The 18,007-nt window shown below is 61.0% G+C and carries 16 protein-coding genes; 9 read left to right on the top strand and 7 right to left on the bottom strand.

Going from position 1 to position 18,007, the window contains the following annotated elements:
• Positions 1-152: 152 nt before the first annotated feature.
• Genes yidC through rpmH form a run of 4 tightly spaced genes read right to left on the bottom strand, consistent with a single transcriptional unit; the run spans position 153 to position 2,651 of the window.
• Entirely contained in the window at positions 153-1,811 is a 1,659-nt protein-coding gene (gene yidC / locus ACRC0P_RS09665) for a membrane protein insertase YidC (RefSeq protein WP_438630296.1), read from the bottom strand.
• Positions 1,812-1,820: 9 nt separating this feature from the next.
• A complete protein-coding gene (yidD, locus tag ACRC0P_RS09660) occupies positions 1,821-2,054 on the bottom strand; it encodes a membrane protein insertion efficiency factor YidD (protein WP_438630294.1) in 234 nt (77 codons plus the stop codon).
• A complete protein-coding gene (rnpA, locus tag ACRC0P_RS09655) occupies positions 2,051-2,488 on the bottom strand; it encodes a ribonuclease P protein component (RefSeq protein ID WP_438630292.1) in 438 nt (145 codons plus the stop codon). Before rnpA ends, yidD begins: the two co-directional genes overlap by 4 nt.
• 28 nt (positions 2,489-2,516) lie before the next feature.
• Positions 2,517-2,651 carry a 50S ribosomal protein L34 gene (gene rpmH / locus ACRC0P_RS09650; protein ID WP_067084833.1) on the bottom strand — a complete coding sequence of 45 codons (135 nt, stop codon included), beginning with the start codon at positions 2,649-2,651 and terminating at the stop codon, positions 2,517-2,519.
• Between the two features lie 488 nt (positions 2,652-3,139).
• On the opposite strand from rpmH, the gene dnaA reads away from it, so the two are divergent.
• The 4 genes from dnaA (at position 3,140) to gyrB (ending at position 9,460) form a co-directional block, all read left to right on the top strand.
• Positions 3,140-4,648 (top strand): chromosomal replication initiator protein DnaA, encoded by a 1,509-nt coding sequence (gene dnaA, locus ACRC0P_RS09645; RefSeq protein WP_438630289.1) that lies wholly within the window; start codon positions 3,140-3,142, stop codon positions 4,646-4,648.
• 34 nt (positions 4,649-4,682) lie between these two features.
• A complete protein-coding gene (gene dnaN / locus ACRC0P_RS09640; RefSeq protein ID WP_438630287.1) occupies positions 4,683-5,789 on the top strand; it encodes a DNA polymerase III subunit beta in 1,107 nt (368 codons plus the stop codon).
• A gap of 122 nt (positions 5,790-5,911) precedes the next feature.
• Positions 5,912-7,039 carry a DNA replication/repair protein RecF gene (recF, locus tag ACRC0P_RS09635; protein ID WP_438630285.1) on the top strand — a complete coding sequence of 376 codons (1,128 nt, stop codon included), beginning with the start codon at positions 5,912-5,914 and terminating at the stop codon, positions 7,037-7,039.
• Positions 7,040-9,460 carry a DNA topoisomerase (ATP-hydrolyzing) subunit B gene (gene gyrB / locus ACRC0P_RS09630; RefSeq protein WP_438630283.1) on the top strand — a complete coding sequence of 807 codons (2,421 nt, stop codon included), beginning with the start codon at positions 7,040-7,042 and terminating at the stop codon, positions 9,458-9,460.
• A gap of 237 nt (positions 9,461-9,697) precedes the next feature.
• On the opposite strand, the gene ACRC0P_RS09625 is transcribed toward gyrB, so the two are convergent.
• Together ACRC0P_RS09625 and ACRC0P_RS09620 are read right to left on the bottom strand one after the other, a co-directional pair.
• Positions 9,698-10,378 carry a phosphoadenosine phosphosulfate reductase domain-containing protein gene (locus ACRC0P_RS09625; RefSeq protein ID WP_438630281.1) on the bottom strand — a complete coding sequence of 227 codons (681 nt, stop codon included), beginning with the start codon at positions 10,376-10,378 and terminating at the stop codon, positions 9,698-9,700.
• 117 nt (positions 10,379-10,495) lie between these two features.
• Positions 10,496-10,933, bottom strand: a complete 438-nt coding sequence (locus ACRC0P_RS09620) for a GNAT family N-acetyltransferase (protein WP_438630279.1) — start codon at positions 10,931-10,933, stop codon at positions 10,496-10,498.
• A 149-nt stretch (positions 10,934-11,082) separates the two neighbouring features.
• On the opposite strand from ACRC0P_RS09620, the gene ACRC0P_RS09615 reads away from it, so the two are divergent.
• From ACRC0P_RS09615 to ACRC0P_RS09605, 3 genes are all read left to right on the top strand, one after another.
• Positions 11,083-11,709 (top strand): DUF2239 family protein, encoded by a 627-nt coding sequence (locus ACRC0P_RS09615; protein ID WP_438630277.1) that lies wholly within the window; start codon positions 11,083-11,085, stop codon positions 11,707-11,709.
• Positions 11,710-12,135 carry a DUF1330 domain-containing protein gene (locus tag ACRC0P_RS09610; RefSeq protein WP_438630275.1) on the top strand — a complete coding sequence of 142 codons (426 nt, stop codon included), beginning with the start codon at positions 11,710-11,712 and terminating at the stop codon, positions 12,133-12,135. It abuts the gene before it with no gap.
• Positions 12,136-12,616: 481 nt separating this feature from the next.
• Complete coding sequence (locus ACRC0P_RS09605) at positions 12,617-14,800, top strand: TonB-dependent receptor family protein (protein ID WP_438630273.1); 2,184 nt, start codon at positions 12,617-12,619, stop codon at positions 14,798-14,800.
• A 182-nt stretch (positions 14,801-14,982) separates the two neighbouring features.
• Here ACRC0P_RS09605 and ACRC0P_RS09600 read toward each other — a convergent pair whose 3' ends face one another.
• On the bottom strand, positions 14,983-16,164 hold the full coding sequence (locus ACRC0P_RS09600; RefSeq protein ID WP_438630271.1) for a class I SAM-dependent rRNA methyltransferase: 1,182 nt from the start codon (positions 16,162-16,164) through the stop codon (positions 14,983-14,985).
• A gap of 163 nt (positions 16,165-16,327) precedes the next feature.
• Between ACRC0P_RS09600 and ACRC0P_RS09595 the strand changes: the two genes are divergently transcribed.
• Both ACRC0P_RS09595 and ACRC0P_RS09590 read left to right on the top strand, forming a co-directional pair.
• Complete coding sequence (locus ACRC0P_RS09595) at positions 16,328-17,314, top strand: GlxA family transcriptional regulator (RefSeq protein ID WP_438630269.1); 987 nt, start codon at positions 16,328-16,330, stop codon at positions 17,312-17,314.
• Between the two features lie 12 nt (positions 17,315-17,326).
• Positions 17,327-17,920, top strand: coding sequence for a cytochrome P460 family protein (locus ACRC0P_RS09590; RefSeq protein ID WP_438630267.1), 594 nt, complete (start codon positions 17,327-17,329; stop codon positions 17,918-17,920).
• Positions 17,921-18,007 lie beyond the last annotated feature (87 nt).

Raw genomic sequence — 18,007 nt, 5'->3', positions numbered from 1 at the left:
CTTTCTGGGACACGCCGTAAATACATCCCTGTAGGCTTGTCCGCGAGGTCCCTCTCGCAGACAGTCCCAGAAAGGCGCACCTCGCCTCGGCTTTTGCCATCGACAGACGCCTCGAACTCCGAAACTTCATTTATTACATTGGTCGATGGTGGTCAAGCGTTACCAGCCGCCTCGACTTTCTTGTTGATATACCAGGTCTGGGCGATGGAGATCAGGTTATTGGCGATCCAGTAGAGCACCAGCCCTGCGGGGAACCACAGGAAGAAGAGGGTCATCATTATCGGCATCAGCTGCATGATTCTCGCCTGGGTGGGATCTGTGGGCTGGGGGTTCAGCTTCTGCATAAACCACATGGTGGCGCCCATGATCACCGGCAGGATAAAGTAGGGGTCCTTGACCGAGAGGTCGTGGATCCACAGTATCCAGGGGGCGTGGCGGAGCTCCACGGTTTCCATCAGCATCCAGTAGAGGCCGATAAACACCGGCATCTGCAGCAGGATAGGCAGGCAGCCACCCATGGGATTGATCTTCTCCCGGCGATAGAGCTTCATAGTCTCCTCCGCCAGCTTCTGCCGGTTGTCCTTGTACTGCTCCTGCAGCTTCTTCATCTGCGGGGCGAACTTGCGCATGCGCGCCATGGATTTCAGGCCGGCGGCGGACAGCGGGTAGAGCAGTGCCTTGATAAACACCGTGAGCAGGATGATCGACCAGCCCCAGTTGGCGACGATATGCTCGTGGATAAAGTCGAGCACCCGGAACATGGGCTTGGCCAGCCACCAGAGCCAGCCGTAGTCCACGGTGAGGTCCAGGTAGGGGGAGATCTCCTCCAGACGGAAAACATCCTTGGGGCCGGCGTAGAAGGAGGCGCTGAGTTCGCCCTGTTCGCCAGCGGGAATCTGCACCTGCGGCGAGGTAAAGCCCATGCGGAAGAGGCCGCCGGGCAGTTCGCGAAGCTCGAAGGTATTGGTTTCGTCCTGGGGGGGAACCCAGGCGCTGATAAAGTAGTGCTGGACCATGGCCACCCAGCCGCCCTCGATGGTCTCGCGGATGGGCTTCTCGGCGATATCCTCGAAATCCTCTTTCTGGTAGTTCTCCTCCCTGGTGTGCAGGGCGGCGCCAAGGAAGGGGGCCATGCCGATGCCCACGTCCACCGGCGGTTCGGCGCTGTCCCGCTTGATCTGCCCGAACATGGCCGCGGCCCAGGGCTGGGAGCCGGCGTTGTCCACCAGGTAGGAAACCTCAACCAGGTAGTCGCCGCGGGTGAAGCGGAAGCGCTTGGTGATCCGGGCGCCGTTCTGCTGCAGGGTCAGGTCCACGTCCAGGGTGTCCTCGCCCTCGCGCAGGGCGTAATCGGTTTCCGGACTGCTGAACAGAGGGCGTCCGGCGGCGCTGTCGGTGCCGTTTTTGCCGATCAGTCCGCTCTGGGCTATATAGGTGTGGTCGCGGGTCTGGTTGAGCAGGATAAACGGGCGGTCCGGGGTGTTCAGCTCCTCGTAGAACTTGCGCAGCGCCACCTTGACGATATCTCCGCCGCGGGGGTCGATCAGCAGGCTGAACACGTCGGTCTCCACCTGGATCAGCTGGCGCTCTCCGGTCGCCGCCGGGGCGGTCTCGCCGTCTTGCTGCAGTTGCGGCACGTCGCTGGTGCTGCTGTCGGGTGACTGCTTTGGCGGCACCTGGGTGTCGTTGCGCACGACAGTCTCCCGGTCCACCGCCGGTGCGCGCTGCTCTTTGAATTCGTTCCACTGGAATATCAGTGCCAGTACAACTGCGGCGATACTGCCCAGCAGTGTGTAGCGTTGCCAATCCATCTCGAGTGCCTAGTAATCTGTGGTGTGTGGAGCGGGGGGAACCGGGTCCATGCCGCCGGGATGCCAGGGGTGGCATTTTATAAGGCGCCGCACGCTTAAATAACCCCCCTTTAGGAATCCGTGGGTTTTTAATGCCTCTTCCGCATAATGCGAGCAGCTCGGGTAAAAGCGGCACTGGTTGCCGACCCAAGGGCTGGCGAGGTAGCGATAGGCGTGAATCAGCCGGATAGCAAGCCAGTTCACGCTTTTCTCCTTCCGCTGTCCTTTCCCTCACTCTTTCCGCCACCCTTTCCGTTGCCGCCCTGTGGCTGCTGGGCCCTCTGGGCCAGCTTGCGCCACAGTTTGTCGAGCAGTGCGGCCAGTTCCGCCCGGTCCAGTTCGCCGGCACCGGTACGGGCGAGCACCACGGTATCCAGCGGCGGCAGCTGGTGCTGGCGCAGGCGGAAGGTCTCGCGGACGATACGTTTGATGCGGTTGCGGTCGCTGGCGTTGCGGACGTGTTTTTTGGCGATGACCAGACCCAGGCGCGGGTGGCCGAGGTCGTTGGGGCGGGCGAGGATCAACAGCTTTGGGTGTGCGGCGCGCACCCGGGTGTCGCTGAAGACGGCGCGATACTGTGCCGCGTCGAGCAGGCGCAGCGGCTTGGCAAATCCGAAGTCGCCGCGCGTCTGTTGCATAGGGGAACTGCCCCGGGAGGGACAGGACTTATGCGGACAGAACTTTGCGGCCTTTGGCGCGACGACGGGCCAGAATCTTGCGGCCGTTTTTGGTTGCCATACGGGCGCGAAAGCCGTGGTTGCGTTTGCGCTTCAGATTGCTGGGTTGAAAAGTGCGTTTCATTGTCTTGCTACCTGAGACTCTTTTAACTGGGGGATGCGGTCGCGGCGGGCCCCGAAAGGAGAGCAATGCGCTGCGAAGGCGGCGGATTGTATAGAAAGGGACCCGTGAAATCAACGCGCTGCCCGACGAAAACCACCTGTCTTGTACCGGCTTCCGGGGGAGGCTTGTCTGTCTTCCGCGCAAGTGGTTGAGGTGGCGGCAGTATCCCGTCATACCCACCGATTGATACCAAGTTATTCACAGATTGCTGTGGATAAGTTTCGTCGATGGTTTCGGTCTCCCTGTTTAAAAACTGTGCAAGTGCTTGATTGTTGGGGACTTTTAGCGTGATTATTTTGCCGGTTTGCGCTTTGTCTTGTGGATAACCCGGCGGGCTAACGGTATACTCGCCCCATTCTTATTCACGGCGTCGCACGGTGGTTCCCGCCGGTTTTGCCGTTATCTCTTTTCTTCTATATATACAGTGCTCTTGGGGTCTGGGGGGTTTCTTGTCCGAATCCGTGTGGAAGCAGTGTGCCACCTGTTTGCAGGATGAGCTGCCGGCGCAGCAGTTCAATACCTGGATCAGGCCGCTGAGGGTGAGTCCCGCCACCGGTGCCGGTGAGTTGCGCCTTCTGGCTCCCAACCGCTTTGTACTGGACTGGGTGGGCGACAAGTTTCTCAAGCGGATTCGCGAACTGGTGGAGCAGTTTGCCGGCGGCCAGCCGCTTCAGGTGGTGCTGGATATCACCGAGCGGCGCCCGGCGCGCTTCCAGCGAAGCCGGGCGGCGTTGGAGAACTCGCAGCGGATTGAGAGAGCCTATCCGTCAGACGGCCAACAGTCCCCGGTGTCCCGGGCCAACCAGATTGCGGCGGAAGAGGCCACCGCCGACCAGGTCAGCAGTGGCGAACTGGCCCTGACCGACCTGCGCGCCGCCCCCGTCCAGCGGACCGCGGAGCCCGCCCGCAAGGTGGAAGTGGAGGGTGCCATCAAGCACGGCAATTCCCTCAACCGCAACTTCACCTTCACTTCCTTTGTGGAGGGCAAATCGAACCAACTCGGGCTGGCGGCGGCGCAACAGATTGCCGACAATCCCGGCGGTGCCTATAACCCGCTGTTTATCTACGGTGGTGTGGGGCTGGGCAAGACCCACCTGATGCACGCGGTGGGCAATGCGCTGCTGGGCCGCAATCCCAACGCCAAGGTGGTATACCTGCACTCGGAGCGCTTTGTCGCGGATATGGTCAAAGCGCTGCAGCTGAACGCGATCAGCGATTTCAAGCGCTACTACCGTTCGGTGGATGCGCTGCTGATCGACGATATCCAGTTCTTCGCCGGCAAGGAGCGCTCCCAGGAGGAGTTTTTCCATACCTTTAATGCCCTGCTGGAGGGCGGCCAGCAGATCATCCTCACTTGTGACCGCTATCCCAAGGAGATCAATGGCTTGGAGGAGCGCCTCAAGTCCCGGTTCGGCTGGGGGCTCACGGTGGCGGTGGAGCCTCCGGAACTGGAGACGCGGGTGGCCATATTAATGAAGAAGGCGGAGCAGGTTGGGGCAAACCTTCCCCACGACTCCGCTTTCTTTATCGCCCAGCGCATTCGCTCCAATGTGCGCGAGCTGGAAGGGGCGTTGCGCCGGGTGATTGCCAACTCCCAGTTCACCGGCCGCGCCATCGACGATATCCTGGTGCGGGAGGCACTCAAGGACCTGCTGGCGCTGCAGGATCGCCTGGTGAGCGTGGACAATATCCAGCGGGTGGTGGCGGAGTACTACAAGATCAAGGTGGCGGATCTGCTCTCCAAACGGCGCAGCCGTTCGGTGGCGCGCCCGCGGCAGGTGGCCATGTCCCTGGCCAAGGAACTCACCAATCACAGTTTGCCGGAGATCGGCGATGCCTTCGGTGGGCGCGACCACACCACGGTGCTGCACGCCTGCCGCAAGATTCGCGAGTTACAGGAGTCGGACGGAGATATCCGCGAGGATGTGAAGCTGCTGACCCGCTCCCTGACCACTTAAACCGAATAATCGACAAGACAAGGCGGAACTATCCATGAAATTTACTGTGAGCCGGGACGGCCTGCTGAAACCGCTGCAACTGGTAGCGGGCGTGGTGGAGAAGCGCCAGACACTGCCGGTACTCGCCAATGTGCTGATGCAGCTGCAGGGGCAGGAGTTGTCCCTCACCGGTACCGACCTTGAAGTGGAAATCGTCGGACGCCTGCCGGTGGACGGGGTGGAAATGGAAGGGGAGGTGACGGTTCCCGCGCGCAAGTTGCTGGATATCTGCCGCTCCCTGCCGGACGGCGCCGAACTCAAGTTCGAGCGCGACGGCGAACGGCTGGTTTTGCGCAGTGGCCGCAGCCGGTTTCAACTGTCCACCCTGCCGGCGGCGGATTTCCCGAACCAGGAGGAAACCAGCACGCAGACCCGTTTCTCCATCTCCCAGCGGGAGATTCGCCGTCTGATCGAGGCCACCGGCTTCGCCATGGCCCAGCAGGATGTGCGCTATTACCTGAACGGCCTGCTGCTGGAGTGTCGTCCCCAGCAGTTGCGCGCGGTGGCTACCGACGGCCACCGCCTGGCGCTGTGCGACCGGGACGCCCCGGGGTTGAATGTGGAGTCACCGATCCAGGCGATAGTACCGCGCAAAGGGGTGCTGGAGCTGGGGCGGCTGCTGGAGGATACCGATACCAGCGCCGAAGTGGTGCTGGGCAACAACCATATCCGCGTGATCAGCGGTCCCTTTACCTTTACCTCCAAGCTGGTGGACGGCAAATTCCCGGACTACGAGCGCGTGCTGCCGCGTGCTGCCGGCAACGAAATCTACGCTGACCGTCAGGCGCTGCGCCAGGCCTTCTCCCGCGCGGCGATTCTCTCCAACGAGAAGTATCGGGGCGTGCGCCTGCAGATTTCCGAGGGGTTGCTGCAGATAGTGGCCAATAACCCGGAGCAGGAGGAAGCGGAAGAGCAACTGGTGGTGGACTATGTGGGTGAGCCGCTGGAGATCGGTTTCAATGTCGGCTACCTGCTGGACGTAACCGGCGCCATCCACAGCGAACAGATTCGCATCGGCCTGGCGGATGCCAACAGCAGTGCGCTGCTGCAACAGCCGGAAGAGGGCGATGCGGTCTATGTGATTATGCCCATGCGGCTCTGAGTAGTTGTAGAAGACTTGGCAAATTACCCTGAGCAAGCCGCTGTATCCCGCGATATGGCGGTGTTTTGGCATTTACTCCCCACCTCCCCCTTTCTACGGGGTGTTTTTTCTGGGCGGTTGTCGTGCCGCTGACCCGCCTGCAACTGTCCCACTTTCGCAATATCGACAGTGCTGACCTGTCCCTCGGTATCGGCGCCAATCTTTTTTACGGTGCCAACGGCAGCGGCAAGACCTCTTTGCTGGAAGCGGTGCATATGCTGGCTAGCGGCCGCTCCTTTCGCTCCCGTCAGCACCAGTCGGTGATCCAGCGTGGACAGGCGGAGCTCATTGTCTTCGGCCAGTTGGATAACGGGTTCAGCCTTGGGGTGGAGCGGAGACGGGATGGGACCGGACGTATCAGGGTCAATCAGGCCCCGGCTGAGTCCAGCTCCCAACTGGCGAGCTGTCTGCCATTGCAGGTTATCAACAGCGACAGCTTCTCTGTCCTGGATGGAGGCCCCGGTGTACGCCGTCGGTTGCTGGATTGGACGGTGTTCCACGTGGAACATCGCTACGCCCGGGAGTGGAAAAGTTACCAAACTGCACTGCGCCAACGAAATGCGCTGTTGCGTCGTGGTAAAATTGCAACCGATCAGCTGTCGGTCTGGGAGCGGCACATGGCGCAAAGCGGCAGCTGTGTGGATCAATGGCGCGCAGAGGCGTTCGAGGAGCTGCGCTCTCATTTGGGTGTGTTGATCGGTGAACTCCCAGAGTCTCCCTTAGCTGGGGTTGAGATGTCCTACCGCCGCGGCTGGCGCAGGGAGTCGTCACTGTTGGAAGCTCTGGCGGAATCCCGGGAGGGGGATCTCGTTCAGGGGTACACCCGTATAGGGCCCCACCGGGCTGACCTGCGGTTCGCCGTCGATGGTGAGGCCGCACATAACATCCTGTCCCGGGGCCAGCAAAAGATGCTGGTCTGCGCACTGCGCACCGCAATGGCTGAGTTGGTACAGCAAAGGCGGGAAAAGCCTGTTTTTCTGGTGGACGACCTGCCATCGGAGCTGGATGAGGAGAATCAGCAGCGTTTTGTCTACTGGATCAGCCGCTGCGCCAGTCAGGTACTGGTAACCGGAATCGAATGGGAAGCCACCAGCCGTCCCTGGCTGCAGTTGGATTTCCCCTGGAATAGCCCGACAGTGTTCCACGTGGAACATGGTCGAATAAGTGCCAGGCAACACCCGCCGGCAAGCAAAGTTGAATGGAGCGAGTAAATGTCAGAGCAGCAAAGCTATGACTCCAGCAGTATCAAGGTTCTAAAGGGCCTGGATGCGGTGCGCAAGCGCCCGGGCATGTACATCGGCGATACCGATGACGGCACCGGCCTACACCATATGGTGTTCGAGGTGGTGGATAACTCCATAGACGAGGCTCTGGCGGGACACTGCGACGAAATTCGCGTAATCATTCACCCGGATGAATCCGTCAGCGTCTCCGACAACGGCCGGGGGATCCCTACGGAGATTCACGAAGAGGAGGGGGTCTCCGCCGCGGAAGTGATTATGACGGTGCTCCACGCGGGCGGTAAGTTCGACGACAACACCTACAAGGTGTCCGGCGGGCTGCACGGTGTGGGGGTCTCCGTGGTCAACGCCCTCTCGGAAGAGCTGAAGATGACGATCCGCCGCGGGGGCAAGATTTACGAACAGGTCTATCACCACGGTGTGCCGGAATCACCGCTGTCCGTGGTGGGCGAATCGGACAACACCGGTACCAAGGTGCACTTCAAACCCTCGTCGGACACCTTTACCAATATCGAATTCCATTTCGACCAGTTGGCCAAGCGCCTGCGGGAGCTGTCCTTCCTCAACTCCGGTGTGCGCATCGTGCTGAAAGACGAGCGCTCCGGTAAGGAAGAGATCTACGAATACGAAGGCGGCCTCAGGGCCTTTGTGGAATTCCTGAACCAGAACAAGACTCCGATCAATAAGGTGCTGCACTTCCAGAGCCAGCGGGAAGACGGTATTGCGGTGGAGGTGGCCCTGCAGTGGAACGACAGCTTCCAGGAAAACATCTACTGCTATACCAACAATATCCCCCAGCGGGACGGCGGTACCCACCTCGCGGGCTTCCGCGGCGCCCTGACCCGGGGCCTCAACAACTACATCGAGAGGGAGGGGCTGGGCAAAAAGGAAAAGGTCAGCACCACCGGTGATGACGCCCGCGAGGGACTCACTGCGATCATTTCCGTGAAGGTGCCGGACCCGAAGTTCTCCTCCCAGACCAAGGACAAGCTGGTTTCCTCCGAAGTGAAGTCGGCAGTGGAACAGGAGATGGGGGTTCACTTCAACGATTACCTATTGGAGAACCCCCAGGAGGCCAAGTCGGTGGTGGGCAAGATGATCGACGCCGCCCGCGCCCGGGAGGCGGCGCGCAAGGCGCGGGAGATGACCCGGCGCAAGGGCGCCCTGGATATCGCCGGCCTGCCCGGCAAGCTGGCGGACTGCCAGCAGAAGGACCCGGCGCTGTCAGAACTCTACCTGGTGGAGGGTGACTCCGCCGGCGGCTCCGCCAAGCAGGGGCGCGACCGCCGCACCCAGGCGATACTGCCGCTGAAGGGCAAGATTCTCAATGTGGAGAAGGCGCGCTTCGACAAGATGCTGTCCAGCGCCGAGGTGGGTACCCTGATCACCGCCCTGGGCTGCGGTATCGGCAAAAGTGAGTTCGATCCGGACAAGTTGCGCTACCACTACATCATTATCATGACCGACGCCGATGTGGATGGCGCCCACATCCGCACCCTGCTGCTGACCTTCTTCTTCCGCCAGATGCCGGAGCTGATCGAACGCGGCCATATCTACATCGCCCAGCCGCCCCTGTACAAGGTGAGCAAAGGCAAGCAGGAGCAATACCTGAAAGACGAGGCGGCGCTGACCCAGTTCCTCACCAATGCCGCCCTCGATGGCGCCAGCCTGTTCGTCAATCCGGATGCCCCGGCACTCGCCGGTGAATCCCTGGAAAACCTGGTGGGTGAGTACCGCGCGGTACTCGCCACTATCGACAGGCTGTCGCGGGTCTATCCGGAAGAAGTACTGCGCAGCATGATCTACCTGCCCAGTATCCGGCCGGAAGACCTGCAGTCCGAAGAAAAAATGCAGGGCTGGTGTGGGGCGCTGCAGGAAAAGCTGGAGGAAGAGGGCAATGGCGGCGGGCGTCGCCACCAGGTCAGCGTGCGTCAGAATAGCGAGAGGGGCCTGTACCTGCCCCATATCCATATCGTCGCCCACGGCGTCGGCAGCGATTACCCGGTCAGTCACGAATTCTTCGAATCCGCCGAGTACCGCGCCATCTGTGCTCTGGGAGAGAAACTGCAGGACCTGTTGGAAGAGGGTGCCTATATTCAGCGCGGAGAAAAAAAGCAGCCGGTGAGCAGCTTCCCCGAGGCCCTGGACTGGCTGATGAACGAGAGCCGTCGCGGCTATGGCGTCCAGCGCTACAAAGGCCTGGGGGAAATGAACCCGGACCAGCTGTGGGAAACCACCATGAACCCGGAGAGTCGCCGCATGTTGCAGGTGACGGTGGAGGACGCAATCGCCGCGGACCAGATCTTCACCACCCTGATGGGGGACCAGGTGGAGCCGCGCCGGGACTTTATCGAGAGCAATGCCCTGGCGGTGGAAAACCTCGACGTGTAGATTGCTCGGGACTCGGGACTCGGGACTCGGGACTGTACGTGCCTTTCCCCGGGAACGCGGAGCTCCAGCTCCGCAAGCGGGCCGCAGGCCCGCCCGACGCCTTAGAGTCTTCAAAGATTCGGTCTCAGTGCGGCCCCCACCCGCCCCTGGAGAGTTCCGTGCAAGAGTCCAAACAGGCTTCTTAAACAAAAACGGCCGCTCGAAGCGGCCGTTTTTTTAACTACAGGGTCAGGAGAGCTACTTTTCCAACAGCAACCCGCACTCCCGATGCTCTTCGCCTTTAGTCGGATCGAAGTAGACATCGTTGTCCGGCAGGTCGTTCTCGTACACATACTCCTCCACATCCAGTTCCTTGAGGTGGAACATGGGGGCGACGCGGATGGTGCCGTGGCTGCCGGTGGTGAAGATATCCAGGTTCTTGCGGTGAGCGTTCTGATCGTGGCGAATACCGTTCAGCCACACATCCGGCTTCAGCTCTTCCATGGCGCGGTTGAAGGGTTCGAGCTTCACGGTGCGCGAGAAGAAATCGTGCTCCGGCGTATCCAGCGCCGGAATGCCGCCGTACACCGCGTTGTAGTGGGCCGCGGACATCTTGGGGGAGTAGGGGAACAGGTTAAGGCCGAGGTCCTTTACCACGCGCTCAATATGACGATAGGTTTCCGGGGTGTTGTAACCGTGGTCCACCCAGATCACCGGGATATCGGGTTTCGCCCGGGTTACCAGGTGAAGGAAGGCCACCGCCAGCGGGCGGAAATTGGTGAACACCACCGGGTTCTCCGCGTGCTCGACGGTGAACTGCATAATCTCACTGGGCCTGGCGTCCCGGAAGCGCCGGTTGAGGGCATCCAGGTCGGCTCCGTGGTGAAAGGTGGGCCCCGGCTGGGCGAGGGCGGCACTGCTGCTGGCGTTAAGTCCCATCTGGCTCAAGCTTCGATTGTGGAATTTGAAGCTGCATACTACTTGCCGCCAAGTCCATTTAGAAACAATAAAAAAGAGTGATCACTAAAGTTTTGGTTATATAAAAACCGCGGAATTCTATTCACAGCGGAACTCCATCAACAGCCGGTTCTGCCCCGTCTCCCCGCAGGCTTCCCGGTCCACCTCCACAAAGTGGTGTTTCTGGCAGAAGTAGCGCGCCAGCAGGTTTTCCTCCAGCACCAACACCCGCAGCAGGGAGCGCCCTCGCTTGGCCCGGGCCATCAGCGCGCTGCCGGCTCCCCTGTCCCGCGCCCAGGGGGCAACGAACAGTGTCGTCAGTTGGTCGTCCCCGTCCAGAGCGACGAGCCCGGCTAGCTCCCGGGATTCGTCGTCCTGGTAGACCCAGGCCGTTTCTCCACGCAGGCAGGACCGCCGGAAGTAGTCCAGCTGGCCTTCCCAGTAACTGCGGGGCACCGAAGGATGCGCATCGCATACCACCTTCAGCCACAGTTGCTCCAATAGGTCCCAATCGTCGCCACAAACCGCTCGAATCATGGCTATCCACCGATAGTAACTACTTACTTCGAATCCTAACCTGTGTCGGTGCAGACGACTAACCGCACATTTATACCCGGGTAATATTGATTAATAAATTTCACCCGGGTATAAATACCTGCAGCAAAACTGAGCCAGGAGCCAGCTCTATGAACGAAACAATAGAAACAGACGTCACAGCCTTTCTGGAGGAGCGCCGCATAGCCTCCGGCGGGCTGACTGCAGTAGCCGCCGAAGTTGTGGACTCGGTGGCGGGGGAACAGCTGTCCGACGTACTGATCTTCGACAACACCGACAGCAGGATTATCGAAGTGGACTTCCGCGGCAGCAGGGAAGAGGTTCTGCGGCGCCTGAAACCGCCGAAACCGGAAGGGCTCGGGGATGGCCAAACGCCGCGCCGCAAACGCGGCCGCCCCAAACTCGGGGTGGTGGCCCGCGAAGTCACATTGCTGCCGCGCCACTGGGAATGGCTCGCCAGCCAGCCCGGCGGTGCATCGGTGGTGCTGCGCAGGCTGGTGGAGCAGGCGAGACTCAAGAACAGCCACAAGGACAGGACCCGCCGTGCCCAGGAATCCTGCTATCACTTTATGTCGGCGATGGCCGGCAACCTGCCGCACTTCGAGGAGGCCGCGCGGGCCCTGTTCGCCGGAGAGCGGGACATCTACCACCGCGAGATCGCCTCCTGGCCGGAGGATATTCGCGCCCATAGTGCCCGGTTGGCACAGGCTGCATTTGTAAATACACGCGCCGCGGGGCGCCTCGGGGAGGAAGAATAAATGAAAGAAAACTATCTGGAGCCCAGTGCAGAATCGGCGGCGGCACTCTTTTCCCGAAAACTGGACGGGGAGGTGGTGATGCTTAACCTGTTGCGCTTTCGCGACACGGCGGACTACTCGGGCTGCCCGCAACTGGCGCCGAAAACCCCGATCTCCGGCCGCTTCGCCTACCAGAAATATATCGATCATACCCTGCCACTGCTGCGGCGCAGTGGCGGGGAGCTCGTGTTTCTCGGCGAAGGCGGTGAATTCTTTATTGGCCCTCAGGATGAGCGCTGGGATATGGCAATGCTGGTGCGGCAAAAATCCCTGCAGGTTTTTGTTGCCTTCACATCGGACCCTGAGTACCTGGCGGGCATGGGACACAGGACCGCTGCAGTGGAGGACTCGCGGCTGCTGCCGCTGGCGCCTGGTTTCTCTTCGTGAGCTTGGGAGTGCGGGGAGTAGACTGCCACAAACACTACAATCGCTCCAAGCCGCGACATCGGCGACCAGGAATGTAAGTGATCATTTACATACACCGCTAAGGTAAGCTCACTTCTCCCTGCAGAATGGCCACAAATCGGCAGGATTGCCGATGTGGACGCCGCAGGCGCCGCGAAGCGGGCGGGCACCATGGATGGCTCGAGTCAACGGAGCACTGCGACGTGCCCATCTTCCGGCCCCTTTGATGGGCACGCTACGCTTTGCCCAGTCCGGCCGCTCCAGGTATTCACGGCGCCTTTCGGCCCTACAAAAATCGCCTCCCGATACTCATCCGCATTGCCTCGCAGCAGACGTCCGCGCCAGTTGAAGTCACAAAAATGTAAAGTTTCGTAATGCAGAAAAATTGTTTAATGGTAAAATACAATCATTCTCATTATTAAGATTGATTAGATAACACTAAACGATACTCTGCGGAGACCACATGAAGCGTTTTTCCCTCTCGCCCCTCTCGATTGCCCTGGCGGCTGCCGTCGTAACTCCGGCCCTGGCTGATGAGCGTAACCCCCACCTGGAGACTGTCGCGGTAATCGGCGACACAGAAACCATCTCCAGCCTCCCGGGTTCGGCGCATCTGATCGATGCGGCAGACCTGGAGCGCTTCGAGTTTGTGGATATCAACCGAATGGTGCGCGAGGTTCCCGGCCTGTACCTGCTGGAGGAAGATGGCTACGGCCTGCGCCCGAACCTGGGTATTCGCGGTTCCGGCAGCGGTCGCTCCGGAAAAATCTCACTGATGGAAGACGGAGTGCTGATCGCTCCGGCTCCCTACGCAGCCCCCTCCGCCTATTACTTTCCCACCGCCGGCCGGCTCAACACCGTGGAAGTGCTCAAGGGCCCGGCCACATTGCAATACGGTCCCTTTACCGTCGGCGGCGCGGTCAACATGCTGAGCACACCGATCCCCGGCGACGCCGCCGGTATGGTGCAGCTGGAAGCCGGTGAATACGGTGAGAGCCGCCTGCACAGCTACTACGGGGCGAGCACCGACACCACCGGTTGGCTGCTGGAGACCCACCGGCAGTACGCCGATGGTTTTCGCGAAATCGACCGCGCCGACAGCGCCGATATCGCCAAAGAGGACTATTTGCTCAAGGGCAGGCTGCGCTCCGCGGCGGATGCCAGCTACCAACAGCAGTTGGATATCAAGGTGCAGTACTCAGAGGAAGAGTCCGGCATGAGCTACCTGGGCCTCACCGACGCGGACTTCAAAAAAGACCCCAACCGTCGCTACGGCATCAGCGCCCTGGATGAAATGCAAAACCGCCACAGCGGTGTGCAGCTGAACCACAGCATCGCCCTGAGCGACAGCTTCTCCCTGCACACCCAGGCCTACTACAACAAGTTCAAGCGCGACTGGTTCAAGACCAGCCTCGGGGGCCTGATCGATCTGGCCAACGGAGGCGACGCCGAAGCACAGGCCCAACTCGACGGGGAGTTGGATACCGAGTTCGGTATCAAGCACAACAACCGCAAATATGAATCCCGCGGCCTGCAAGTGAGCGCCAACTGGCAACTGCAGACCGGCGGTCTGGATCACGACCTGACCCTCGGCCTGCGTCGCCACTCGGATGAAGTGGATCGCTTCCAGCCCACGGAAAACTTCCGCCAGACCAATGGTGAATTGGTATTTCAGAACGTCGGTGTGCTGAGTTCCAGCAACAACCGGGTTGAAGAGGCCAGCGCCACTTCTTTCTTCGCCTACGATGAAATCCAGTTGGCGGACAAGCTGACCCTGACCGCAGTCCTGCGCTACGAAGACATCGAAACCGAGCAGCAGCGCTACAACGACCCGGAGCGCAACGAGAAAGGCAGCAGCAAATCCAATCAAGTGGACGAGTGGCTGCCGGGCCTGGGCCTGGTGTACGGCCTGAATGACCAGTGGAGCCTGCTGGCCGGCGTACATCGCGGCTTTGCACCTCCCGGCGCCGGCGCTGACGATGGGCAGGGACCGGAACTCTCCACCAACTACGAATGGGGTGCACGTTTCAACAACGGCAGCCTGCGCGGCGAAGTGATCGCGTTCTTCAGCGATTACGAAAACGCGATCCAGAATTGCTCGGTAGCTGTGCGTTGCGACAACGGCGCAGAGAGCGGCACCTTCCAGCTCGGCGAGGCAGAGATAAAAGGTCTGGAGGCGTCGATTGGCAACCACTGGGTTCTCGCCAACGGCTGGGCCATACCATTGCGCGCCAGCTATACCTACACCGATGCGGAAATCACCAAGGACAGCGACACCTATATCTTCAACAACGGAGAGAGTGGTATAGCGGCTGGCGACAACCTGGCTCACCTGCCGGAAAACGTCTTCGCCCTTTCCGCCGGCCTGGACAGCGGAGCCGCCTGGCGTGTCAATCTCACCGCCGCCTACCAGGACGAGATGTGCGTCAGTAACGAATGCAATCGCGGCGGCACCGACCGGTTCGCCTACACCGAATCCCTGTGGGTACTGGACGCCGCCGCCCACTACGATTTCAGCGAGGACCTGACCGCTTACCTGAAGGTGGACAACCTGTTCGACGAGCAGGCCATCGTCAACCGCGGCCCGGACGGCGCCCGCGCCAACCGCCCGCGCACCGCGACACTGGGTACGAAGTTCGTCTTCTGATCCAGAAGGCTACCGGTAACAAAAAAAGCCGCGGGCAAACCCCGCGGCTTTTTTATTTCCCCTTGTAGGAGCGGCCCATGGCCGCGATCGGTCTATGCCACGAAGTGACGTCGATCGCGGCCATGGGCGGATGGCCGCCCCACCGCTCCTACAGGTCTTCCTTCATTTATTAGTCCAGGTTATCAACCCAGGTGCACAAAGTGCGCCTTCAGGTAGCGCGTCTCCGCAATCGCCGGGTGCACCGGATGGTCCGCCCCCTGGCCGCCGCTGCTGAGCAAAGCCGCCGGCCGGCGCAACTTGTGCGCCGCGCCGCGCACGCAGTCCAGCAATTCGTCCGCAGCCAAGTGCATGGAGCAGGAAGCGCTCACCAACAGGCCGTCTGCGGCCAGCAGCCGCATCGCCAGTTCGTTGATATGCCGGTAAGCGGCCAGCCCCGCCTTGTGATCCTTGCGCCTTTTTATAAAGGCGGGCGGGTCCAGCACCACTACATCGAACTGCTCGCCCCCGGCCACCATGGCTTTCAACACATCCACCGCCTTGCCGCGCTCGGTGTGCAGCCGGTCCGCCAGTTTGTTGTGCTCGGCGTTGGCACGACACCAATCGAGGGCCTGTTCCGACGCGTCCACACAGGTGGCGCTGTCGGCGCCGCTGGCCAGCGCCTGCACCCCCCAGCCACCGGCATAGGAAAACAGATCCAAAACCTTCTTCCCTTTCACCCACTGGTTCAGCCGCGCACGGTTGTCCCGGTGGTCGTAGAACCAGCCGGTCTTCTGGCCCGCGTGCACCGGCGCCAGCAGCGGCACGCCGTTTTCCTCGAAGGGCACCATTTCCGGAACTTCGCCGAAGACCACTTCATTCACCAGCGGCATCTCCTCCATGGCGCGTCCCTGGTGATCGTTACGCAGCAGTATACCCTTCGGCTGAACCAGTTCGATCAGCATCCCGATCACCTGTTCCTGCAGCCGCTCCATGCCCCAGTTGCTCACCTGCACCACTAAGTAGTCGCCGAAGCGGTCCACCACCAACCCGGGCAGCCAGTCGGAGTCCCCGTACACCAGTCGATAGCTGGGGTGGGGGAAATAGCGCTGGCGCATCCCGAGTGCCGAGTGCAGCCGCTGGCGCAGCAGCTCTCCCTCCAGCGAGCCTTCCTCCCGGGACACCAGCCGGGCGCAGATCAGCTGGCCGGGATTGACGAAAGCGGTACCGAGCGCCTTGCCGCGATTATCGAGGACCTGGCACTGGCTGCCGGGTTCGATGCCTTTCAGGGGAGAGCGGCCGGTGTCCACTTCGTTGCTGTAGATCCACAGGTGGCCGCGTTTGAGGCGCCGGTCGGCGCCGGATTTCAGGATCAGTTGCTGTTCCACGCTCGGGGCTCCGGATTGCTGCCGGCAGCGCCGGCGGGGGCGCAATTGTTGGTCGCCGCAAAATGCTTTGCAAGGGGCGGCGGCGGTCAGATGGAAGTGGCTTGGCATATGGCAGTTTTTGCTGTGTATTTGTCATTACTGCCAGATTGTTCTGTGGAACCCTATGCCTATGGAAACCCCGCCGATAAAAGTGGCCATGGTCGTCTATCCCGGCGCCCAGTGCCTGGATATCACCGGCCCGCTGGAGGCCTTCTCCCTGGCCAGCCGGCAACTGGTCGAGGAGGGACGCCGCCGGGAGTCGGCCTACCGGATAGAGCTGTTGGCGGAGGAGGCCGGCCCGGTGCCTATGTCCTCCGGGATTGCGCTGACTGCCGATAAAGCCTACCGGGAAGCGGAGGGCATAGACACATTGCTGATCTGCGGCGGCATGGGAGACAGCACCCGCCGCCAGCAGGACAACGGCGAGCTCCTCCAGTGGCTGCGGCAAATGGCACCGCGGGTCCGGCGCCTGGGATCGATCTGCAACGGTGCGCTGATCCTCGCCAGCGCCGGCCTGCTGGACGGCCGCCGGGCCACCACTCACTGGCTGGATTTGGAGGAGCTGCAGACCTTCGCCGACATAGCCGTGGACCCGGATGCCATCTACGTGCGCGACGGTCCCGTCTACAGTTCCGCCGGAATCACCTCGGGCATCGATCTGGCCCTGGCGCTGGTGGAGGAGGACCTGGGGCGGCAGTTGGCGCTCGCCGTGGCGCGGAGACTAGTGCTCTACCTGAAACGTGACGGCGGGCAGAAGCAGTACAGCGCGCACTTGTCGAGCCAGGTGAAAAGCGATCAGTTCGGCTCCCTGGTGGAGTGGATTCGCGGCAATCTGCACAGGCCGTTGACAGTGGAGGAGCTGTCCCAGGCCGCCGCCATGAGCCCGCGCAATTTCGCCCGGCGGTTTCTCCGGGAAATGGGCGTCACGCCGGCCCGGTTTGTGGAACGGGCCCGGGTGGAAAAGGCCCGGCAGCTGCTGGCCGGACAATACCTTCCCCTGGAAAAGGTGGCCGGGCTTTGTGGATTCCGCTCACAGGAGCAACTGCGCCGGGCCTTCCGGCGCCAACTGGGCGTGCTGCCCAGCGACTACCAAAAACATTTCAACCCGTAAAAGCAGGAAAACATGCTCAAAAGAAACCGGAACAGAAAAATCCTGGCCGCCGTCTGCATGGCCATCTCGCTATTTTCCGCCAGCGGTTCCGCCGTCTCGGAAAACCGGAAGCTCCAAGCGGCCGAATTTACCGCCGACGGTCAATTGATACGCCCGGAAAATATCGATCAATGGATCTTTCTCGGCGCCGCCGTGGGGCACGGCTACCCGGATGATGAAAGCCGCGCTTTCAGCCTGAACAGCCCGGGAATGATTCAAATCGTACAGATGGAGCCGGGCGCCTACCGGCACCTGAAACAGCACGGCAACTACGCCGACGGCACAATGCTGTCCCTGTCCTTTTTCAACACCCAGGAAAAACCTTCTCCGGCTGTGGATGGCGTAGTGCAAAAGGATCTGGCGAGTTTTGAAATCCATGTCCTGGACCGGGAAAAATACTCCGACAAGCGCGCTTTCTTCCTGTTCCAGAATGGAGATAACACCGCCGGCATGATTCCGAAAGGCAATGCCTGTGTCGGCTGCCACGAAAAGGATGCGGAATATGACGGCACCTTCGTCCAGTTCTATCCGGTACTCAGGGATCGGCTGTTGCCAGAGAGTTTGTGACAAAACAGCCGGGCAGGGTTGAGAAACAAGAAAAGAAAGAAAAAATGTAACTACTCTCCCCTCCCCCGCTTGCGGGGGAGGGGCTGG

The sequence above is a fragment of the Microbulbifer sp. genome, assembly GCF_051659245.1.
Classification (GTDB): domain Bacteria; phylum Pseudomonadota; class Gammaproteobacteria; order Pseudomonadales; family Cellvibrionaceae; genus Microbulbifer.
Note: the sequence above shows the minus strand (reverse complement) of the source record. Positions and strands in the feature narration are given on the sequence as shown.

Bases quoted from the DNA above. Each gene is read 5' to 3' on its own strand.
- rpmH (WP_067084833.1), bottom strand. From the start codon at position 2,651: ATGAAACGCACTTTTCAACCCAGCAATCTGAAGCGCAAACGCAACCAC.
- ACRC0P_RS09610 (WP_438630275.1), top strand. From the start codon at position 11,710: ATGAAAGAAAACTATCTGGAGCCCAGTGCAGAATCGGCGGCGGCACTC.
- dnaN (WP_438630287.1), top strand. From the start codon at position 4,683: ATGAAATTTACTGTGAGCCGGGACGGCCTGCTGAAACCGCTGCAACTG.
- ACRC0P_RS09590 (WP_438630267.1), top strand. From the start codon at position 17,327: ATGCTCAAAAGAAACCGGAACAGAAAAATCCTGGCCGCCGTCTGCATG.
- ACRC0P_RS09615 (WP_438630277.1), top strand. From the start codon at position 11,083: ATGAACGAAACAATAGAAACAGACGTCACAGCCTTTCTGGAGGAGCGC.
- ACRC0P_RS09605 (WP_438630273.1), top strand. From the start codon at position 12,617: ATGAAGCGTTTTTCCCTCTCGCCCCTCTCGATTGCCCTGGCGGCTGCC.
- yidC (WP_438630296.1), bottom strand. From the start codon at position 1,811: ATGGATTGGCAACGCTACACACTGCTGGGCAGTATCGCCGCAGTTGTA.
- gyrB (WP_438630283.1), top strand. From the start codon at position 7,040: ATGTCAGAGCAGCAAAGCTATGACTCCAGCAGTATCAAGGTTCTAAAG.
- ACRC0P_RS09620 (WP_438630279.1), bottom strand. From the start codon at position 10,933: ATGATTCGAGCGGTTTGTGGCGACGATTGGGACCTATTGGAGCAACTG.
- ACRC0P_RS09625 (WP_438630281.1), bottom strand. From the start codon at position 10,378: ATGGGACTTAACGCCAGCAGCAGTGCCGCCCTCGCCCAGCCGGGGCCC.
- rnpA (WP_438630292.1), bottom strand. From the start codon at position 2,488: ATGCAACAGACGCGCGGCGACTTCGGATTTGCCAAGCCGCTGCGCCTG.
- ACRC0P_RS09595 (WP_438630269.1), top strand. From the start codon at position 16,328: ATGCCTATGGAAACCCCGCCGATAAAAGTGGCCATGGTCGTCTATCCC.